At 59.9% G+C, this 17103-nt stretch carries 24 protein-coding genes; 1 reads left to right on the forward strand and 23 read right to left on the reverse strand.

The features are described 5' to 3' along the window. Positions 1 to 10: 10 nt before the first annotated feature. The 12 genes from CWC48_RS26605 to CWC48_RS26660 form a co-directional block, all read right to left on the reverse strand. The gene (locus CWC48_RS26605; protein WP_010211410.1) at positions 11 to 349 is read right to left on the reverse strand and encodes a phage tail protein; all 339 of its coding nucleotides are present in this window, start codon (positions 347 to 349) and stop codon (positions 11 to 13) included. After that, positions 349 to 3405, reverse strand: a complete 3057-nt coding sequence (locus CWC48_RS26610; RefSeq protein WP_100490766.1) for a phage tail tape measure protein — start codon at positions 3403 to 3405, stop codon at positions 349 to 351. Before CWC48_RS26610 ends, CWC48_RS26605 begins: the two co-directional genes overlap by 1 nt. A gap of 27 nt (positions 3406 to 3432) precedes the next feature. Beyond that, complete coding sequence (locus CWC48_RS26615; RefSeq protein WP_100490767.1) at positions 3433 to 3735, reverse strand: DUF1799 domain-containing protein; 303 nt, start codon at positions 3733 to 3735, stop codon at positions 3433 to 3435. Positions 3736 to 3752: 17 nt separating this feature from the next. Beyond that, a complete protein-coding gene (locus tag CWC48_RS26620) occupies positions 3753 to 4133 on the reverse strand; it encodes a phage tail assembly chaperone (protein WP_100490768.1) in 381 nt (126 codons plus the stop codon). A 3-nt stretch (positions 4134 to 4136) separates the two neighbouring features. Continuing rightward, the gene (locus tag CWC48_RS26625; RefSeq protein ID WP_046489943.1) at positions 4137 to 4793 is read right to left on the reverse strand and encodes a phage tail protein; all 657 of its coding nucleotides are present in this window, start codon (positions 4791 to 4793) and stop codon (positions 4137 to 4139) included. 71 nt (positions 4794 to 4864) lie between these two features. Further along, entirely contained in the window at positions 4865 to 5281 is a 417-nt protein-coding gene (locus CWC48_RS26630) for a phage tail terminator-like protein (protein WP_100490769.1), read from the reverse strand. Then, positions 5278 to 5922 carry a hypothetical protein gene (locus CWC48_RS26635; protein ID WP_100490770.1) on the reverse strand — a complete coding sequence of 215 codons (645 nt, stop codon included), beginning with the start codon at positions 5920 to 5922 and terminating at the stop codon, positions 5278 to 5280. Before CWC48_RS26635 ends, CWC48_RS26630 begins: the two co-directional genes overlap by 4 nt. Before the next feature lies 1 nt (position 5923). Continuing rightward, positions 5924 to 6316: a hypothetical protein gene (locus CWC48_RS26640; RefSeq protein WP_078048343.1), complete on the reverse strand. Its 393-nt coding sequence runs from the start codon at positions 6314 to 6316 to the stop codon at positions 5924 to 5926. A gap of 2 nt (positions 6317 to 6318) precedes the next feature. After that, positions 6319 to 6696, reverse strand: coding sequence for a hypothetical protein (locus CWC48_RS26645; RefSeq protein ID WP_100490771.1), 378 nt, complete (start codon positions 6694 to 6696; stop codon positions 6319 to 6321). A 10-nt stretch (positions 6697 to 6706) separates the two neighbouring features. Then, positions 6707 to 7012, reverse strand: coding sequence for a HeH/LEM domain-containing protein (locus CWC48_RS26650; protein ID WP_100490772.1), 306 nt, complete (start codon positions 7010 to 7012; stop codon positions 6707 to 6709). A 56-nt stretch (positions 7013 to 7068) separates the two neighbouring features. Beyond that, a complete protein-coding gene (locus CWC48_RS26655) occupies positions 7069 to 8046 on the reverse strand; it encodes a major capsid protein (RefSeq protein WP_100490773.1) in 978 nt (325 codons plus the stop codon). A 3-nt stretch (positions 8047 to 8049) separates the two neighbouring features. Continuing rightward, entirely contained in the window at positions 8050 to 8823 is a 774-nt protein-coding gene (locus tag CWC48_RS26660) for a hypothetical protein (RefSeq protein WP_100490774.1), read from the reverse strand. A gap of 158 nt (positions 8824 to 8981) precedes the next feature. On the opposite strand from CWC48_RS26660, the gene CWC48_RS26665 reads away from it, so the two are divergent. After that, entirely contained in the window at positions 8982 to 9539 is a 558-nt protein-coding gene (locus tag CWC48_RS26665; protein WP_100490775.1) for a hypothetical protein, read from the forward strand. A gap of 2 nt (positions 9540 to 9541) precedes the next feature. Here the strand turns inward: CWC48_RS26665 and CWC48_RS26670 are convergent, their stop codons facing one another. The 11 genes from CWC48_RS26670 to CWC48_RS30275 all read right to left on the reverse strand — a co-directional run bounded on the left by CWC48_RS26670 (position 9542) and on the right by CWC48_RS30275 (position 17092). Then, the gene (locus CWC48_RS26670; RefSeq protein WP_100490776.1) at positions 9542 to 10033 is read right to left on the reverse strand and encodes a DnaT-like ssDNA-binding protein; all 492 of its coding nucleotides are present in this window, start codon (positions 10031 to 10033) and stop codon (positions 9542 to 9544) included. 8 nt (positions 10034 to 10041) lie between these two features. Then, the gene (locus tag CWC48_RS26675) at positions 10042 to 11154 is read right to left on the reverse strand and encodes a minor capsid protein (RefSeq protein ID WP_177409456.1); all 1113 of its coding nucleotides are present in this window, start codon (positions 11152 to 11154) and stop codon (positions 10042 to 10044) included. Next, complete coding sequence (locus CWC48_RS26680) at positions 11072 to 12532, reverse strand: DUF4055 domain-containing protein (protein ID WP_100490778.1); 1461 nt, start codon at positions 12530 to 12532, stop codon at positions 11072 to 11074. The genes CWC48_RS26675 and CWC48_RS26680 overlap by 83 nt, the downstream gene beginning before the upstream one ends. Continuing rightward, positions 12532 to 14022: a terminase gene (locus CWC48_RS26685; RefSeq protein ID WP_100490780.1), complete on the reverse strand. Its 1491-nt coding sequence runs from the start codon at positions 14020 to 14022 to the stop codon at positions 12532 to 12534. The genes CWC48_RS26680 and CWC48_RS26685 overlap by 1 nt, the downstream gene beginning before the upstream one ends. Before the next feature lies 1 nt (position 14023). Further along, positions 14024 to 14632 (reverse strand): hypothetical protein, encoded by a 609-nt coding sequence (locus CWC48_RS26690; RefSeq protein ID WP_100490782.1) that lies wholly within the window; start codon positions 14630 to 14632, stop codon positions 14024 to 14026. Next, positions 14629 to 14826 carry a hypothetical protein gene (locus tag CWC48_RS26695; RefSeq protein ID WP_100490783.1) on the reverse strand — a complete coding sequence of 66 codons (198 nt, stop codon included), beginning with the start codon at positions 14824 to 14826 and terminating at the stop codon, positions 14629 to 14631. Before CWC48_RS26695 ends, CWC48_RS26690 begins: the two co-directional genes overlap by 4 nt. A gap of 49 nt (positions 14827 to 14875) precedes the next feature. Further along, positions 14876 to 15058 (reverse strand): hypothetical protein, encoded by a 183-nt coding sequence (locus CWC48_RS30475; protein WP_258166581.1) that lies wholly within the window; start codon positions 15056 to 15058, stop codon positions 14876 to 14878. Continuing rightward, positions 15018 to 15404, reverse strand: a complete 387-nt coding sequence (locus tag CWC48_RS26705; RefSeq protein WP_100490785.1) for a hypothetical protein — start codon at positions 15402 to 15404, stop codon at positions 15018 to 15020. The genes CWC48_RS30475 and CWC48_RS26705 overlap by 41 nt, the downstream gene beginning before the upstream one ends. Beyond that, positions 15401 to 15715, reverse strand: a complete 315-nt coding sequence (locus CWC48_RS26710) for a phage holin, lambda family (protein WP_162276419.1) — start codon at positions 15713 to 15715, stop codon at positions 15401 to 15403. The genes CWC48_RS26705 and CWC48_RS26710 overlap by 4 nt, the downstream gene beginning before the upstream one ends. 142 nt (positions 15716 to 15857) lie before the next feature. Further along, positions 15858 to 16568, reverse strand: a complete 711-nt coding sequence (locus CWC48_RS26715; protein WP_100490786.1) for a DUF1983 domain-containing protein — start codon at positions 16566 to 16568, stop codon at positions 15858 to 15860. A 380-nt stretch (positions 16569 to 16948) separates the two neighbouring features. Then, on the reverse strand, positions 16949 to 17092 hold the full coding sequence (locus CWC48_RS30275) for a hypothetical protein (protein WP_157806780.1): 144 nt from the start codon (positions 17090 to 17092) through the stop codon (positions 16949 to 16951). Between the last annotated feature and the right edge of the window lie 11 nt (positions 17093 to 17103).

Here is a 17103-nt window from a genome sequence, read left to right on the forward strand (position 1 = left end):
GGGGGTTATCTCAGGGATGAAAGGTTTGCTGGAATGTCGCGGTGATGGCGTAGACCTGGCCGCCGCGGTGCACTGGCTTGTAGCCGTTGCACTTGTAAAGGCCAAGCTCACCCAGGGGCGGCTCCCAAAGGAAGCCCTTCGCCCCTTTGTGCCGGTCGAGGAACGCCATGATGTCCTTGATGCGCCCCTTCAAACCGGTGAAGGTCACCGGCCAGGATTGCGACCGGTTGTTGAGGCCATCCTCGACCGACTGCTCGTAGCCATCGCCAAACTGCTTGGAGCGGACGCGCTGGGTGATATCACCCTCAGCGCCCTTCTCCGTCGCCCAGATGAATCGCTCGATAGCCATCAGCGCCCCTTAATTGCTTTGTTGATGACGCCGCCCTGGCGCATATCCTTAGAGCGCAGTTCCTGATATTTCTGCTCTACGAACGTCGCCAGCTCCTTGCCGAATACGTCGTAGCCAGGTGCGTCGGCGGCGGACGACGCATTACCATCGCCATCGATGTGCACCTCGACATTGATCTGCGTGCCGCCTGCCCCACCGCCGCCCATGGCCATTACCCCTAACTTGCCGCTCGACGTCCGGGTCAGGGGCATAATTGCCTCCTCGCCAGCCTCGCCCATGACACCGGTCTTACCATTGGCCATGCCGAACGCTGTGGGCTTGCTGACGATGGAGTTCGTGAAGGCGCCGCCATCGGCAAACAGCTGCACGCCACCCGACCATGCGCCGCCCAAAGCCTGGGGAAAGTAAGTGTTGGAGTAACCAGCCGCCGAGGCGCCGAGATTCGACGATGCTGCGCCAGCGGAACCTGCCGCGAGACCATTGCCGCCTCCGGCCGCGCCACCACCGAAGTAACTCGCCGCCGCCCCTACCAGGCTACCCAGCAAAGCAGAACTCGCCTGCCGGGTAGCAATACGTGCCATGTCCGCCAAGATCGACTTGGTAAAGTCGGCAAAGGAGAGCTTCCCGGTCATGGCAAAGTTGACGATCGAGTCCTCCATGGAACTGAAGGCGTTGCCGAACAAGCTCTTGGTCTGGCCGGCAATGTTGGCTGCCGAATCCAAGTAGTTGTCCCAGGCAGCCGTAGCCCCCTTCGTCCAGTCGCCCTGGACGGCCTCCACATCCGCGTAGTTCTGCCGAATCTGGTCGGTCGCCTTTTTGTTCGCATCGGCGAGCGCCTGCGATTTTCGCGTGAACTCCTCTTCCGACATGTTGCGCGACGGGTCGGACTTCTGGTTGGCAAGCTCCAGCGACTGCTGAGCAAACCGGTCTTGCTGGCTGTTCAGTTCGCCGCTGAGCGCATTCTGGCGATCGCCCTGCCCTACGCCAAGCACTGCGCGCTGGCCTGCCAATTCCAGGGCACGCTGTTGCTGCCCCAGCGCCTGCACGTACGTGCTGATCGCCCTCTCCTGTTTGGCAAGGCGCCCGGTCTCGTTGGTTGCGAGCACATCAAGCTGGCTGTCGGCATCCTTCTGCGCCTTGACCATCCCTGCCCGCGCGTCGGCGATCTTCTGGTCCAGCTGGATGCTTTGCGCAGCCGACGTGGACTTCTTACCCTTGGCGGCCTCAAGCGCTGCGATCTCTGCCTCGTAGGCTGCCGTCGTCTGGTCGAGCTGATTGCCGATCAGCGCCTGGCGCCGCAGCAGATAGTCTTCCTCGGACAGCAGGCCGGCCTTTTGCGCCGCTTCGAGTTCCTTCTGGTAGTTTTTGTAGGTGTCGGTGATCGCCGCCAGTTCGTTCTTGGCGTTGTTGAAGCTTGTTAGATCAACCTGGGTGCCGGCTGCCTTCGGGTCTTTGAACTTGTCGTTGATGTTGGCGATATTTTTGTCGACCGTTGCCTGGGCCAGGCGAGGATCGTTCGGCGCTACCTTGCGGATATCGTCGAGTTGTTTTTTGTAGTCCTTGAGTGCATCTGCCCGCTTCTGCTCATTCGTCCACGAGGACTTGGTGAGCGCGTCAACCTTCTGCATCGAAGTAATTGCAGACTGCTGAGCCTTCGCCTGATCGCCTTCCAGTTTGGCGATTTCAGCCTGAGCCGCCTTTTGGTCTTCAAGCATGTTCAGGCGATTTTGATAGAGATCAATCATCTCCTGCTTGTTTTGGAAAAAGCCAACGTCACCGGATTGCGCGCTCGACAGGTCCCGGCGAGCCTGCTCAATATCGGCGCCGATATCCGGTCGTCCAATGTTCTTCAGACTGTCGGCCGCGCGCGCAACGGCGTTGTAGCCTCGCTCCCAGAAGCTCAGGTTTTCCAGAATCTTCGGCGTGCGCTCGTTGATTGCATCGGCGTAGGACTCGGTCGCCAGCTTCACGGCGCCCGCGTGATCGCCCTGCTCTTCCAGCGCGGCAATCTGCGAGTAAACCGAAGCGGTGAGGTAGTGGTACTGCTCGTTCAGCGCTGCAGAGGCTTTAACCGGGTCATCGGCGAGCTTGACGAACTCAGCAACAGTCTCGCCGACCGCCTTGCCGGTGGCTTCCTGCATCGACACTGCGGCCTGGGTGATGCCGGCAAAGCTCTCGCCGGCAATCTTGCCGTTTTCCGCCAGCATCGCCAGCACTGCAGCGGCCTGGCCTGTGGTGCCCACGGTAGCGCTGACCTGCCGCGCCATGTCACCCAACTGCCCGGCACTCACGCCGGCGTAGTTGCCAGTAAGGATCAGTGATTTGTTATAGCGGTCCTGCTCTTCGCTGCCCTTGTAGTAGGCAACGGCGAGGCCACCCACGGCGGCAGTAGCCAGGGCCAGCGGGGCCAGGATGGCGAGCAGACCAGCAGCACCAGCGCCAGCACCGGCGCCCAACTGAGCGACGGCGCGAACGCCGCTACCCCAATCACCCGACGACAGCGCGTTACCCAACTGCACGACGTTTTCCTGCGCCTGGCGGGTACCGAGGCGCAGCTTGTCGAAACCGGTGGTGGTCTTTTCGAGCTTGGCGTAATCCTTGTCGATCTTACCCAGGGCGCTGTTGTACTGGTCCTGGCTGATACGGCCGGCATCTAGGTGTTTGCCAAGCTGCTCGACCTGCGTATCCAGCTTGGCGAGGGCAGCGCGAGCTGGGTCGATGGCTCCCAGCAGGCTGTTCAGGGCCTTCTGCTCGTCGAGGGCAGACTTGGCCAGGGCGATCTGCTGCTTGTCCAGCTGAGCGGAGATCTTCGCCGCCTCGGCCTCGCCATAGGCGCCGGTCTTGGTCAGCTTGGCGAGAGCGTCACGCTGCTTCGCCAGGTCCTGGGTGGTTTTGGCGCTGGTGGAAAGTGACTTTTCCAGCGCCTGCATTTCGTTCATCAGCGAAACGGCGGACTGCTCGGCCCGGCCACCTGCCTTCGCCATTTCATCCAGGCTCGTTTTTGCCTGGATTGCATCGGCCGAGTCGATCTTGACGCCGAGTTCTGCAATGTTCATCGACTCACCTTGAATAAGTGCCCGTGGTTACGGGCTGTTTTCCCTTTCCTCCGCCATAACGCGCAGGGCTTCGCCTTCCAGCACCTGAAGGTCAGGGAAGATTTCAGCGAGTTTCTTTTTCTTGATGCCGAGGAACCCGGCCACATCTCGGATGCAGCTGTAGTCGAGACCGATCGCGCCGCCGGCGCCTGCTCGCCACTGGGTGGACATGCGGTTGAAAAGGAGGAAGGCCGGCCAGTTGCATGGCCAGACCTCAACTTCCTCAACCAGATCACCAGGGGCAAGACCGAAAATGCCGATTACCGTGTCCGGCACATCTGGCGAATACATCGCGCGGGCGGCGTCGGTCAGTTTCCCAGGCGGGCCTGGTTGTATGCGCCTTCGTAGGCCTTAACAACCGCCTCGGCGGCACCCTGGCAGGACTTCACAAATGCGACGATGTTGTCTTCGTTGTATTCGTCATCGAAGCCCCAGCCGACTACCAGGTCCTTGATCTGCTGGGTTTGCTGCTCGGTATCAACAGCGACCACTTCTGACCAAGACGGCTTGTCGCCTAGCGCGGCCCGCGCCTTGTCCCGCGCCTCGTTCCAATCATCGAATAAAGCGGCAAGCTCGGCGCGATCCCGGTACTTGAAGGTGAACTCAACCTTCTCGGGCGCGCTGCCGACGATCGGGATCAGCACGGGCGCATTGAACGTAGCCTTTTGCGCAATACGGATCTTAGCCATGGGTTAAACCACCGCAGTCAGGTAGCGGGTCGGCTCGGCCTGCAACGCCAAGCTGACGGTGCGTGTCAGCAGGTTGTTACGGGACACCGCGGGCTGTTTGGAGAACGACGTGTAAGTGCCATACAGCAGCGTGTCGTTACCGGGCAGGTTCAAGCGGGCCGCTTCGATCTGCTTGCCGGCGTCCGCCTTCAGCAGCACTCCGTTGAACGCCTGGGCCGGATCGTCGGCGATGGTGAGCACCATGCTTGCCGCCGATTTGTCGGTGGGGATCTGCTTGCCCTGGTCGTCCTCGAGGAACACCACGTCCAGGTAGTTCTGCTCGCCGCCGGAGAAGGCAACGTCGGAGATTTGCGGGATCTGCACCCAGGTCAGCACCTTGCGCATAGTGCCTGCGCCGCCCGCAGCCGGGAAAACCTGCGTATCGGTGGTGTCGATACCTTCCAGGGTGATAGCCGTGGCGGTGGCCGCCTTCACGCGCACCACTTTGCTATCCAGCTTGCTCCAGCCGGACGTGAGCAGAACAATATCGCCGGCAGCAATGGTGCCGCCAACAACAGTGGCCACCGCCTCGCTCGCATTGCTGATGGCAGCGAACGCCAGTGCCGCGCCGTAGGTTGCAGCGTGCTGGAAGGTGCCGCCGTTCGGGAGTTTGTAGCCCATGGATATTTCCTCTTTGCAGATGTGAAAAACCCGCTCAATGGCGGGTCTCTGGGTTTGCCCAATGGGCGGGATCAGTTAGTGTCGGCCCGGTACAAAAACGAGATCGGGACGGTGTAGGTCGAATCGCCTGTGATGCCTGGCCCCTGGTCAACTGGCGACATGGTCACCACGGTGACCGCACCCTTCGTGTCTCTGGCGTATAGCGGGAACAGATCGGTCAGCTCAGCTGCTATAGGGTTCGTCTTGGTCTTGCCGGTGCCCGCTGGCGCGATGATGCTGACTTGAAACACGCCTGTGTACAGCCGGTGATCGCCGCCGAGTGTGTTGCTTGCGGTATCGCCGGGGATAGTGAAAGCTCGAAGGTAAGTTTCGCCCTCCTCCGGCGTGTAGGCCGTGTTCTCGAAAACGATCTTGAACTTGTCCGACCTGGCAGCGTTCCAGGCGATGAGCTTGGCCTCGTAAATCGAGGCGATGATTGCGTGACTCATACCTGGTTGTTCCTGATGGCCTCCAGCACTATCTGCTGAAAGCGAGCCACGGTTACCCGAACCATGCCGCCGGGGGCCTGGGTGGAATGGCCGAACTCCAGCGGGATCGCATAGGGCAAGTTGTTAACGATAAAAGCTGTCTGCCCGGCCTTGAACTCAAAAGCGCCCGCCACAAGCCTTGCGGTTGCCTCGGTTCCTGTCGGGTCTGGGTGAATACGGAAGCTGTTGTCGACAGAGCCGATGGAGAAATTCCAGTTCGCCCGAAAGCGACCGCCAACATAGTCTCGGCCAGCTACCAAGCCATTCACGCTGAAGTTCTGGTCGCGCTCGGTCTTCGTTAGCGGTTTGGCATATTTCACGCCGCGCTTGAGGTTGCCCGCCTTCGTGAAGTTCGATTCGTTCAGGTTGATGAGCGTATTGCGGACGGCGACTTTGAAGTCGTAGTCATCAGCTGCCCGGGCATTGGATTCCCGGTGAGCGACGTTCGCTGCCCATATCTCAGGATTGCCCACCGGCGACATGCGAATGATGCTGCTTCCAATCTCGATGATGATCTCGCGCAGGCTCGCGTCGATGGCTTCGCTGGCCTGGGCGGCGAACTCGGCCAGGCTGAGGGCGAAGCTGCCGGATTGGGTCGCCATGTCATTTCCTCAGTTGCGCTGTCCACGTTGCATCAGCAGGGTCCGCAGACACGCTCATCACCCGCAGCCCGTTGACGATATCGCCAATAGCCGGGGCAGCCGGTACCGCCGTCGGAACGCCGGCCTCCGACACGAACAGCTCGTTTTGTAGTACCAGCAGCTTCTTGTCGCTGGTCTGGATGAGGGTGCCGTCGATTTCCTTGGAAAGGTAGCTGCCAAGAACGCCGCGGCCCGAGTACGTCACGGTGGTCTCAGGCGTTTCGCCACCCAGGTCGGGGTCATACTCGCCCGCAACCTTGCGCAGGCCTGTGACCGACTTGACTGCGTCGGCCAAGCCATCAGGATCGTCGAACGCTTCGGCCAGGTCGGCCTGGATCTCTTCACGCATGCCCACGGTCAGACCCTCTTCAGCATCATCACGCCGGAGCGTGTGATCCACGGGGCCAGCAGCGCTAGGGCGAAGTTGACGCCGGCTGACTGATCGGCGGAGCCTGCCACGTAGGTCTTGCTCACGGACGTGCCGGACTGCGCCGATACCGTCTTGCTCTGCACTTCTTTCTGCGTGGACGTGTACAACTTGCCCGCCGCTGCCTCTTTGGCGACCTGGGCGCCGGCTGTTTTGATCTCGGCCGGAGCCGGATCGGGAACAGCCCGCTTAATCTTGGCCGTGAGCCAGGCATTTGCCATGGTCACAGCAAGGACCGGATCACCGGCACCGGCCCAGCCAGGACCCAGCGAGGCATCAACATCGGCAACGGTGATGAAGTCGGTCATGTGCTTGTCCTTATTCCGCTGGCACCAAGGCCTGCAGGTCTTCTTTCTTGGCGGTCGCGTCGAAGGTAATGCCCTTCGCGGTCAGCCACTCTTTCAGCTCGGGGACCTTCATTTTCAGAGGGTCGGTTTCAGGGGTTTCCTGCTCCTTGCCGTCGGAAACCTTGATGTCGGCCGCTTGGTAGGCATCGAAGATGTCCGGCGCATCGCCCTCGACGACAACCTCAGTCGCGGTGCCGATCACCCCAAAGAACTCGCTCAACAGGCGGTAGCACACGCCGCGCTCTTTGCCCGGTTTGTCCGTGTAGATCACTTTCATGAGTCACCTCAAAAGCATCCCGGCGCCCGTAAAAGCGCCAGGTTGTGTGGGCCGGATTACGGCGTGGTGGTACCGCTGATGACGGCGGCGAACGGAACTTGCTTGCGGCTGAACACACGCTCCCAGTTCGCAGCAGCGGCGTACTGAGTTGCGGTTGGGCTGAGGTTCTGAGCCTCGGAACCCTTCCAGCTGAAGCCGGCGGGCTGGAGGATGTAGGTCTTCCGCTCCCACAGCACTTCGGCACCGCCGCCGTTACCGCCGCCAGGCTTGCGTTCCAGCTCTACCGGCACCTTCGGCGTGCCTTCGCCGTAACCGAAAGCGCCCTGGCCGAAGAACACGGAAAGGTACTTGCCTGCGCCGTACACCAGAGCATCGTCCATGAACACTGGCTTGCCGAGGTAGGTGGCCAGGATGATCTTGCCGTCGGAGTCGCGCAGGTACTCGATGAGGTCCTGCTTTACCATCTGGTTCATCACCACCGAGTGCACGCCGATCGCGCCGAACTGGTCAGCGGCATCGCCGGCGGTAAACGCTGCATCCTGGAAGGCATTCGCACTGATGGTCGCACCGGCGTCGATGACCATGTCACCACCGTTGTTCGCGATGTTCGAGGCGATGATGCCGCGAGCCGCGCCCAGGGTGTAACGCTGCCACTGGCGGGTCCAGTAGGTGCCGAAACGGTTGCGGATCTGCTGCTGAGGCTCGCTGTTGGCCAGTTCAGCCGTCAGGTCAGCCACGCCGTAACCTTTGTTGAGGTACAGGACGCGGGCACGCATGCTGTCCTGGGTGACTTTGCCGACTTCACCCTGGTCGTTCGGGTCGTCGTTGCTGATGTTCGGGGCTTCATCAGCGTTCAGATCCTGCCAGTAGCTGATCTCGGCGGTACCCTGGCTGCCGGAGGCAATCGCGTCCAGCACAGGGGAGCGAGTCACGATGCCCGACTCATAAACAGCGGTCTTTTCCGGGCTGTTAACCGGCGCCAGCGAGGCGTAGTAGTCACCGACGAAGATGTCGGTCAGTTGGGTAGTTGCCATCGATTAGGTTCCTTTGGTGGCCTGGATTTTCTTGAAGAGCTCAGGGTTGTCACGGGCGATCGCAGCGCGTTCGGTTTCCGTGTACTCACCCCACTTTTTCGTGGCCTTGCCACCGTTGTCGCCGGTCTGCCCGGCACCCTGAGCCCTTGGCCACAGGTGTGTTGCTGTTTCACGCAGAGATTCCGCCCATTCGAGCGGCGACAGCGGGGTCTTCCCGTCCTTCCCGTAAACGACCTCGCCGTCACGGTCGGTGGCAATCGCCTCACCGTCTTCACTGAGTTTGAAAGTGCCCCGGGCGCGCAGGATGATGTCCTCGGCGGCCTCTGGGAGCGCGCCAGCCTTGATGGCAGCAGCGCGGATGGAATCGGCCAGCACCTTGTCGCTGTACTTGGCGGCGAATTGTTCGGCCTTGTCGGCGCGCTCGTTGGCGGCCTTGATTTGTTTCTCGGAATCGGTGCGCAGGCGTTCGGTGCGGCGATTGATCACCTCGTCGAGCTTGCCCTCGGCGATCAGTTTTGTTTCTTCGTCCTGGCCCACCTTCGCGAGCAAGCCTTTCACCGCATCAATATCAAGGCCTTCGAACTGACCTTTCAGCTTGTCCAGTTCGGTCTTGATGGTACGGTTAGAACCGAGCAATTCCTGATTCTTGGACTTGAGCCCGTTTACTTCTTTGTCCAGATACTCCTGAACCTTTCCGCCAAGCGCCTCCTGGAGGGCTGCGGCCTGAGTTTCGTCGAGGGTGAGGCCAGCGGCGGCCGGGTCAAATTCAAATGGCATGGGTATCCCCTGGGGATTGGTTGGCCCGCCTGACGGGCATAAAAAAACCCCGGCATAGCCGAGGTTCGTAGACGTCAGAAAAATACTTGGCAATACCTCTGGCGATTTTCTTTTATTTGGATTATCGTTATTAAATAAACCAAATAAAGGAAATGACCATGAGTAAAAATGTCCAGTTCATACTGAACGATCAGGAAAAACCGGTTTTTGCTGTACTTCCCTACCAAGCCTATCTTGACCTGATAAAGGATAAGGACATCCCTGAAGAGTTGACTGTTGCGTCTAGCCTGATCAGCTCAGACGGACTCAAAATTCGGCTTCCATATGGCGGCCCAGGCGCTGAGATTGATCTTATTCGTTTGGTCGATTATTGCCGCCGAAGCGCGACAGTAAGCATGTCAATCAATGCACGCCAACAGACTTTGGACAAATTCTCGTCCAATCAAATGGGCTCTCTTGAATATTTGCTTCGTACTCAGTTTCTTCCAAAAGACTCGCCGTATAAAAATACGATGCAAGCAACGTCCGAAGTGGTAGATGCCCTTGAGCAAACCGGAATATTCCGGCGCTCCAAACGCGAGTTTCCTGGTTATTACCGCCCAGTTCTCTCGATCGACTATCTTCCTGATCAAGGTGACGAGTTTATGAGCGGTCGGAAGCTTCCACTTTTCAACAAAATCGATGTTCATCACTGGATCCCCGTCAAAGAACGGTGAAATCACTTGGAGGAAACCACACTTAGTCCACGCATGACTAAGTAGTCGGCGAACTGCGTCCTGCTCTGCGCGTATGGCGGGGGCCGCATGCGCCGGCTCGGCGTGTCTCGGTTGAGGCGCGTGCGCCGGCCGTTTGGTTCGGTGCAGTGGGTGGGCTCTTCGATCTGGAAGCCCTGCTCGGCGGCGTACAACTCGACCGCCAGCCGCACCTGGCCCCATTCAAGCTCAAAGGGCACAAATGTGTCGGAGAGCGTCTGGTATTCGATCTTGCAGTCACGCCGCGGCCAGGCCATAGCCTGCTTGTGATTGGCCTTGCTGCCCTTCCATTGACGAGCATTGATATCGGCTGCAGCGCGCAGCAGCAGTTCGGCTTGTTCAGCCTCAGCTTCAGGTATCCGAAACCCGTAGTAGTCGCGGTAGAAGGTCAGCTTCTCCAGCGGCACGAAGCTATTCGCGTCTGGCCTGCCCTTCCCGTCCTCAACGATGATCTGCATCGGCTATCTCAACCTGGTGGAGCACCGAGTGTAACGCCTGCTCGGGTGAACATGTCAGGTTCGGCTTCCTTAAGCTGCGCCAGGGTCAGTGGCTTGAATGATTTGTCGAGCTGCAGCTTCGCGAACTTCTCCGGCGTCAGCCCTCCATCGCGGAACAACTTGCCCCGGACCGGCCCGAGGGCATGATCCTGGAAGCTCGCCGGTTGCGTTGCCAGCCACTCGTAATAATTCAGGCCAGCGTCGACCTGGGCCCCGCCGTTATCGCCCACCGAGGCGCGCGTGGCGTCCTTCGCGAACATCTCCGAAAGCTTGGTGGTCGGCACCGTGGTTGACCGGCAGTTGATGTGCGCCGGCGGCAGCGGACCTTTGCCCAGATCGAAGCGCATCCCATCCAGGCCCTTGCACTGCTGCGAGGTCTTGCGGTCAAGCGTCGACACCCAGCGATAGCCCAGCACTACGTCGCTGTTGGCCTTCAGCGTCTCCATTCGTGCCGTGGTAGCCACATGCTGGATTGCCGTCTGCACCACGGCTGCAGCATTGCGGTTGCTCACCGCCAGGACGCCGTCAGTGAAGTTCTGCGCCGCGGTGCCGCGAATCGCCTGGATGATCTGGGCGTTGGTCTGGCCCTGGCAGAAGCCGAGCCGGATCGTGTTGGTGACGCGCATCGTCTCGGTCCGCGTCCAGCCGCTGACGAAGCTCTTCAGCAGCTTGCCGCCGTCGATGCCCTTCACCTGTAGCGGGTAGGAGAACACCGCAGCGCGGATCACCGTGTTGGTCGGCACCACCGCGTCGATAGAGAGCGCATTGCTCAGGCTTTTGGCCTCAAAGCTCGACTCATACAGCGCGATATCGACGAGATCCGCCTGGACCAGGTCGCCGTAGGCCTTGTAGATCTCCAACAGCTTGCCGTCCACCCGGGCCAGGAACTGCTCAAGGCGGTCCCGGCTGTAGGTGGTCAGTTCCTTGCGGGTGAGTTGATCCCGCACCAGCTTGTCGATCTTGCGCAGGTACTTCTCGAACTTCTTGACCTCGCCAGCTTTAAGCCGCTCCAGCATTACTGAGTGACGGGTCGTCTGCTCCAGCAGTTGGCTGTCCGCCTGTGCCTGGTTTGTCGTTGGCATCGTCTTTGTCCAGGTTGATGCCGGCCGACTCGCGCTCATCGCTGATCAGGTCGGCTTCGTCTTCGTATGGGCGGTCTGGCAGCTTGCCTGTCGTGAGGTACTGCCAGTAGGTGTCGGCGCTGATCGTCCCAGCCATCACGCCTTTCAGCAGCTCCGCGAGCACCTGGGCATCGACCACTGGGGTCACGAACTCAGGGTTCACCTTGAACTTAACCTGCTTGGGGTCGTAGCCCTTCCAGTCAGCGGCGTACCGCAGCCCCTGCTCTACCGCCTCGGCCACGGTAATGACGATGCTGTGCAGCGTGGCGTGCTGATCGTTCTGGCGTGTTTTGCGCGCCTCGCCCGACTCGGTGCCGCCCACGTCCATGACCTTGGCGCCCGCCTCAAGTGCGGCATTCTTCTGGTCATCCATGGCCTTGCGCACGGCTTCGATGCCGGCGCCCTGGAACTCCAGGTAGCCGCAGGAACCGGAAGGCCCAAGATCCCATGCCGCCGAAGGGCCGGTGACGCTCAACTCCACCGCCTCATCCAGGCCAGAGACCCACGGCTGCGGGTGGCTGGTCTGATGCAGCGACGTGAAGTAGTCAGCGCTCAACTGGTAGGACTTCAGCGCGGCCCGCGCCATGGTCAGCAGCGGCACCTCATCGACATCTGGAGAATTGTCGGTCGAGCCGCAGTAGATCACGGGCAGGTATGGCAGGCCTTTGACCAGGCGGTTGTCCGTACCTGTTGTACCCAGCGACCTCTCGTCCTCGACCAGCTCACCGCCTTCATTCCGCACTGCGGTGTAGCAAACATCGCCCAGCATAAAGAACTCACGAAACACTGTGTCGCAGTCATGGCTGTAGCGATCGCCGCCCTTCTTGCGGAACTCGCGGAACACCGAGAGGACCAGGTCCTGCCGGCCGCCTTGATCAGCAGTGTCCCAGTTGATGGCGTTGCGGGTGGCGTACGTCGAGAAGTACGGCTCGCCGCTCTCGTCAATGTTCACCACCAGCGGCACCCGGCCGTGGGAGATCGCCTGGCGCACCATGCGGAAGAACAACTGCTTCAGGCCGAAGCCGTCCGCCGTCGCATTGTCTTCCAGTCCCTTCAGGCCGCTAGGCAGCTCGATCTCCGGAATCAACCGGGAGACCAGCCCCATCATCGACCGGAGCGAGTCGCGCACCCAGTGCTCGTACTGAGCCCGGTCGGTGTAGTTCTGGTACAGATACTTGTTGCCAGCGCCGTCGAGCTTTTCAGCTTCGACCATGCCGCTCGGCTTGGGCAGGTTGCGCTCGTTGCGCTTTACGGCGCACTCACCTTCAAGCGCGTCATCCATCATCTCCCACTCGGCGATGTGCGCGTCGTAGTCGGGGTTTGTCGATTGCACTGGCATCAGGCCAAGCCTCCAATTCGGCGTGTTCCGCCTGTGCGTTTGCGTCGGCCCATCGAGACGGCGAAGTAGCGGAAGGCGTCCGCGCCATGCGATGACCAGTCGTGAAGTGGTTTGTCTTTCCAGCAGCCCCGCTTGTCGTCCCACTCCTTTCGGTAGTTCTCCAGGCAGGAAATACCCAGTTCGCACTTGGACTCATCGAAGGCGCAGGCCGGAAGGATCTCCCGAACCTGCTCAATGCCCTCGTCGATGCCGAGCTTTGGAACAACGCTGAACTTGAGGCTGTATTTCTGCCCGTCGATCTCGTAGCCCGCCCGGGCCAGCTCGCGGCGGGTCTTGCCGTCGCTACCGAATTCGCGGTTGTCGATGTCGTGCGGGCCCCAGTGATCGCCGTACGTGTACTTGCGATCCTTGAGCACCTTCATGTAGTGCCGCAGGCCTTCACCGCTGTTCTCGTAGAAGTCGATGACGTGGTATTCCTCGCCGACGATCCGAACAAACCAGATGGCCGTGGAGTCGCCGACGCCGATATCCCAAATCGTGTGCACCGGCAGATGACTGTTGTCCGGCAGCGGGCCAATGCGCTGGGCGCCATACAGCTTGGTGAACTGCTTGGCGTAGTAGGCGCCCTCGATAGACTGTTGGAAGGCCTCAGCCGGAATAGACGGGTATTCCCGCTTCATGTCGTCGCCGAGAGTCTTCTCCTTGGCGGCGTACCAGGCGCGCTGGCCTGGGTTGGTGTCGATGCCATGCTTGGCGAACAACTCACTGAAGTAGTCGGTCAGGCGCTGCGGGATGACCACATCTGTCGGGTCAAGCCAGTAGGCCTTATTCTTCCACCAGGAGAAGAAGAAAAACTTCCAATCCAGCAGGCCCAGAGGCAGACCAGCTAGTTGCTGGCGCTCCGCGCTCTGCGAGTAATCGAAGAAGTAGCCCGCCCGGCCCTCCGCCGTCGATTCAATCGTGACGAAGCAATCGGTGGCGACAGCCTCGAAGGCGCCGGTGACGATCTCTCGGGCCTTGTGGGGAAACTTGGCGCAGATCTTCCCGAACTCGGATACGTGCAGATAGCGTAGAGTCCCGCCCCGGAAGGACGTGGACACGTAGACAGATCCGCCCTTGCTGAACACAAGCTCACCAGCAGAATCGTTAGAAGCAGGATTGGCGGCGCGTATTTCAGCAGGCAGGTTGTCGTAGGCATATTTGACCTTCTCCCGAAACAGGCGCTTGGCGTCGTTAAGGGTGTGAGCGATCAGAGCGCACTTGGCAGACTCGAACAGTGCCGCGTCGAGCTGGATGATGCAGCACTCGGTGGTGAAGCCGAGCTGCCGAGCCTTCAGGATGATGTTCCGGGTGTGCATTCCGTCGAAGTATTCGATCTGCTCGTCCGTCATCCGGAAGCGGACCTTCTTGCCCTGCTTGTCCGTGATGAAGTAGAGGTTGTTCAACCGCCAGCGCTTATCCCGGAGCAGCTTCAAGTGCTCGGGCTTCATGTCAGGCTTCCTTCGATAGATCGTCCATCAGTTTTGAGAGTGCATCGGCATCGCTGTTGCCGGACTTGGTGTCGAGGTCGTAGGCCTGGCGCTCCAGGGAGATCAGAGTCTTCAGCGTCTCTGCCATTTCCTTCATTGTCTTGGAGCGGCCAGGCAGACTGATGACCTTGCCATACAGTTCGTTACGCTTATCGAAGCCGTTGTCGTCCGGGTCGCGCATCAGCTCGCCCAATTGATCGAACAACTCCCGGTTGTCAGTCAGGCCTTCCAGTTCGTCCAGCAGCTTGTTCGTGAGACGTCGGCCGCGCGAGATATCGCCACGGTGAGCCATCCGCACATTGGCGATGACCTCAGCATTTACCTCGATGATCTCTCTTTCGGTATCCGCCTGTTTGGTGGATACCTCAGTGGATACCGTGCGTTTGGATACCAGCGAATCGGCCTTAGCCTGGATCTTCGCCTTGAGGTCTCGTTCCCACCCATCCCGCTTGGCGCGCTTATTGATGGCGCCGTGGGTGATGCCTTGGGTTGATGCGATCTCACGGATGGAAAGCAACCCGGCCCGGTAGGCACGTTCGATTGCCTCCCAGTCGGGTTGCTTGCTTGTCATGGGGACTCCGTCACCATCTGGTGTGTCTGTGCATGGGCGTGGCCGTGGAGCAGGCTGACGACAAGGCCCTGAGGCAGTCCGGCAGCCTTGGCGGCGTCAACTGCATCGGCAATGGCCTTGTCGAGAGCGCTTACCGCTGCATTGATATCCGGGCTCATCGGTAGCGCGTGGCGCAGGCGGGTGACTTTGCTCATCTGCAAAACCTCGCGCCACGATTTGGCGCATTCGAAAACGTGGCGCGGATTACTTGCTCTGGCTGCGGAGGATCTGGGCGTCCACCTGGTCAGCGCAGGTGTCGAGCAGGTTGATGGCCTGGTTCTTCAGCTCCCAAAGCTGGCCGTTGTCGGCGAGATCTTCATCAGCTACCCGCTCACATGGGACCAGCTCAGGGGGCTCTACTCTTACTGCCGTTGTCTTTGTTACCAGTGGCGGCTTTACCGCGCAGGCCGTCAGGCAGAGGCTGAGCAGCCCAATCACGAACAGGCTTGCTGTTGCGTTTGAGTTCTTCAAAGTTCTTCTCCGCCTTTCTGGCTTTGGCCTGACTGGCCTGTAACCGCTTGTTCAGGTCTTTCTGGTAGTCGGCGTTGCGCTGGGCTTCGGCGCGCAGGGTGGTGATCGTGGCCTGGCTTTCGAGGTTGGCGTCGACTGCCTTTTTCTTCTCGCCGGCTTCGAAGGCCACCTCCCCGCGAAGGGCGACGACACGCGACTGCTGAATCCCAATTAGGAGCAGGCCGACCAGGGCGATGATGATTGCTGCAGCGAAGGCCTTCATGCGGCATCCGCCTTGCGGCCCAGGAAGCGGGTCACCAGCTCGCGAATGGCTGTCACGCCGAGGAACCCAATAGTCCCTCCCGCGGCAACCGACAGACTGGAAGGCCAGGCCATCCACTCGATAATGCTGGACGCGACCAAGCTCAGCGATCCGCAGATCAGCGCCTCGAACACAATCCGGCGCTTACTGGTTTCCTTCGCGTCGTACATGACTCGAAGCAACGATACGGTGATGGACATGATCACGCCCTGCCAGAGCGGATTGCTCAACGCCAGCCAGATCTTGGCCCATGTGTCTGGCTTGTCAGGCATGTTTGGCATCCGGGTTGCCTCCCCCTTGGGGAGATTGATAAATCCGGCTCACACAGCACTCCCAGCTCGGAGCAATGGGTGTGGTGGAGCCGAAAACGAAAACGCCCCGATCAGTGTCGAGGCCGTAAATAGGGTTCTGCCGTCAGGACTTCTTCGGAGCCTGGGTAATCTTCACCAGACCATCAGGAAGGATTTCCATGTGCGAGGCCTTCACGATGAAGTCAGGCTTGAACTCGCCCGCCGAGCCAATGCCGATTCCGAACCCAGCAGCATACGGCTGCCCGGTCGGAGAGAACTCAACCCGGACCGACCATTCATTCGCGACCTTGGCTTTGGCTATCGACGCTTCCTTCACCAGGTCATCGCGAAAATAAATTTTGCCGTCGGCGACAACGAAAGGGCTTGGCTCTTCGAGACTTCCAAGTCGAACGCGAAGCTGGCCGTTATGGAAGATGTTGAAGCTACCACCAACCAAGCCCTGAATCTGAGCGTGTACCGAGCTCTTTTCGATGCGATCCGCCACCTCTTCGCAAGTCTCCCGGCGCTCATAGGTCAGCGTAGTGCGCACATCCGAGCCATCATGATCAAACGAGATATCCTCGGTCGTGATTTCGGCGCTAGCCCGGCAGTCGGCAGGAATCTTATCCATTTCCGCGCCGATAAAGGCGTAGTACTCCACGGCATTGGACGGTAGATCGAAATCCGACCAAGAGCCCGCAGTCACGCTGATAAGCCGAGGCTCGGCGCTGGTCGACGCATCAGAACTATGAATCTCGAACTCGCCTGTGACGTTGCTGAACTTCCAGCCGGAAACGCCCGGCACGTAGTCGGAGGATTGAATCGTGCGGGACATTTGTTGTGCCTCATAACGAGAAAAGGCCCGCCGATATGGCGAGCCTTGGAATAGGTGCAGATGGCCGGTGCTGATCCCCGGCTTAGTGACGATAGGCGCGTACCGGCGCCTCGTTTTACTTACTCCGCTTTCGCGGCTACCCCCAAACCAGCTTGCCGAAATACTCAGCAACCTAACCGCGGCAGATGCGACCGGCACTAGTGTGCCGCATCACGGACCGGCGGGGATCTCGTTCACCTGATTAACGCATCAGCCTGCGCATTCACCTGCATAAATTGCGTGTCTTCCCACGCTGCCAGCCAAAGACCTTGCCAGCGTCGACGCCCCAATGCATCGATCTCGCCAATATGGTCTCACGCCACCCTGGAAGCACAGTGAGGTCAGGGTGCGCGGGCTGCCGGTGTTTTTCCGTAGCGCTGCACTACCGGCTTATCAGCGTCCAGGCCTTCCGTGAGGCTGCCCTGGCTGCAGTGAAACTCAGGCAATAAAAAACCCGGCGCGATGGCCGGGTTTTCTTCAGTCATTGAGTAAGTTG

The organism is Pseudomonas sp. S10E 269 (assembly GCF_002798465.1).
Classification (GTDB): domain Bacteria; phylum Pseudomonadota; class Gammaproteobacteria; order Pseudomonadales; family Pseudomonadaceae; genus Aquipseudomonas; species Aquipseudomonas pergaminensis.

Coding starts and splice junctions, on each gene's coding strand:
- CWC48_RS26695 (WP_100490783.1), bottom strand. CDS start 14,826: ATGAGCAAAGTCACCCGCCTGCGCCACGCGCTACCGATGAGCCCGGAT.
- CWC48_RS26660 (WP_100490774.1), bottom strand. CDS start 8,823: ATGCCATTTGAATTTGACCCGGCCGCCGCTGGCCTCACCCTCGACGAA.
- CWC48_RS26655 (WP_100490773.1), bottom strand. CDS start 8,046: ATGGCAACTACCCAACTGACCGACATCTTCGTCGGTGACTACTACGCC.
- CWC48_RS26615 (WP_100490767.1), bottom strand. CDS start 3,735: ATGTATTCGCCAGATGTGCCGGACACGGTAATCGGCATTTTCGGTCTT.
- CWC48_RS26620 (WP_100490768.1), bottom strand. CDS start 4,133: ATGGCTAAGATCCGTATTGCGCAAAAGGCTACGTTCAATGCGCCCGTG.
- CWC48_RS26645 (WP_100490771.1), bottom strand. CDS start 6,696: ATGACCGACTTCATCACCGTTGCCGATGTTGATGCCTCGCTGGGTCCT.
- CWC48_RS26670 (WP_100490776.1), bottom strand. CDS start 10,033: ATGCAGATCATCGTTGAGGACGGGAAGGGCAGGCCAGACGCGAATAGC.
- CWC48_RS26705 (WP_100490785.1), bottom strand. CDS start 15,404: ATGAAGGCCTTCGCTGCAGCAATCATCATCGCCCTGGTCGGCCTGCTC.
- CWC48_RS26690 (WP_100490782.1), bottom strand. CDS start 14,632: ATGACAAGCAAGCAACCCGACTGGGAGGCAATCGAACGTGCCTACCGG.
- CWC48_RS26630 (WP_100490769.1), bottom strand. CDS start 5,281: ATGAGTCACGCAATCATCGCCTCGATTTACGAGGCCAAGCTCATCGCC.
- CWC48_RS26710 (WP_162276419.1), bottom strand. CDS start 15,715: ATGCCTGACAAGCCAGACACATGGGCCAAGATCTGGCTGGCGTTGAGC.
- CWC48_RS26625 (WP_046489943.1), bottom strand. CDS start 4,793: ATGGGCTACAAACTCCCGAACGGCGGCACCTTCCAGCACGCTGCAACC.
- CWC48_RS26605 (WP_010211410.1), bottom strand. CDS start 349: ATGGCTATCGAGCGATTCATCTGGGCGACGGAGAAGGGCGCTGAGGGT.
- CWC48_RS26675 (WP_177409456.1), bottom strand. CDS start 11,154: ATGCCAACGACAAACCAGGCACAGGCGGACAGCCAACTGCTGGAGCAG.
- CWC48_RS26680 (WP_100490778.1), bottom strand. CDS start 12,532: ATGCCAGTGCAATCGACAAACCCCGACTACGACGCGCACATCGCCGAG.
- CWC48_RS30275 (WP_157806780.1), bottom strand. CDS start 17,092: ATGACTGAAGAAAACCCGGCCATCGCGCCGGGTTTTTTATTGCCTGAG.
- CWC48_RS26610 (WP_100490766.1), bottom strand. CDS start 3,405: ATGAACATTGCAGAACTCGGCGTCAAGATCGACTCGGCCGATGCAATC.
- CWC48_RS26665 (WP_100490775.1), top strand. CDS start 8,982: ATGAGTAAAAATGTCCAGTTCATACTGAACGATCAGGAAAAACCGGTT.
- CWC48_RS26715 (WP_100490786.1), bottom strand. CDS start 16,568: ATGTCCCGCACGATTCAATCCTCCGACTACGTGCCGGGCGTTTCCGGC.
- CWC48_RS26635 (WP_100490770.1), bottom strand. CDS start 5,922: ATGGCGACCCAATCCGGCAGCTTCGCCCTCAGCCTGGCCGAGTTCGCC.
- CWC48_RS26685 (WP_100490780.1), bottom strand. CDS start 14,022: ATGAAGCCCGAGCACTTGAAGCTGCTCCGGGATAAGCGCTGGCGGTTG.
- CWC48_RS26650 (WP_100490772.1), bottom strand. CDS start 7,012: ATGAAAGTGATCTACACGGACAAACCGGGCAAAGAGCGCGGCGTGTGC.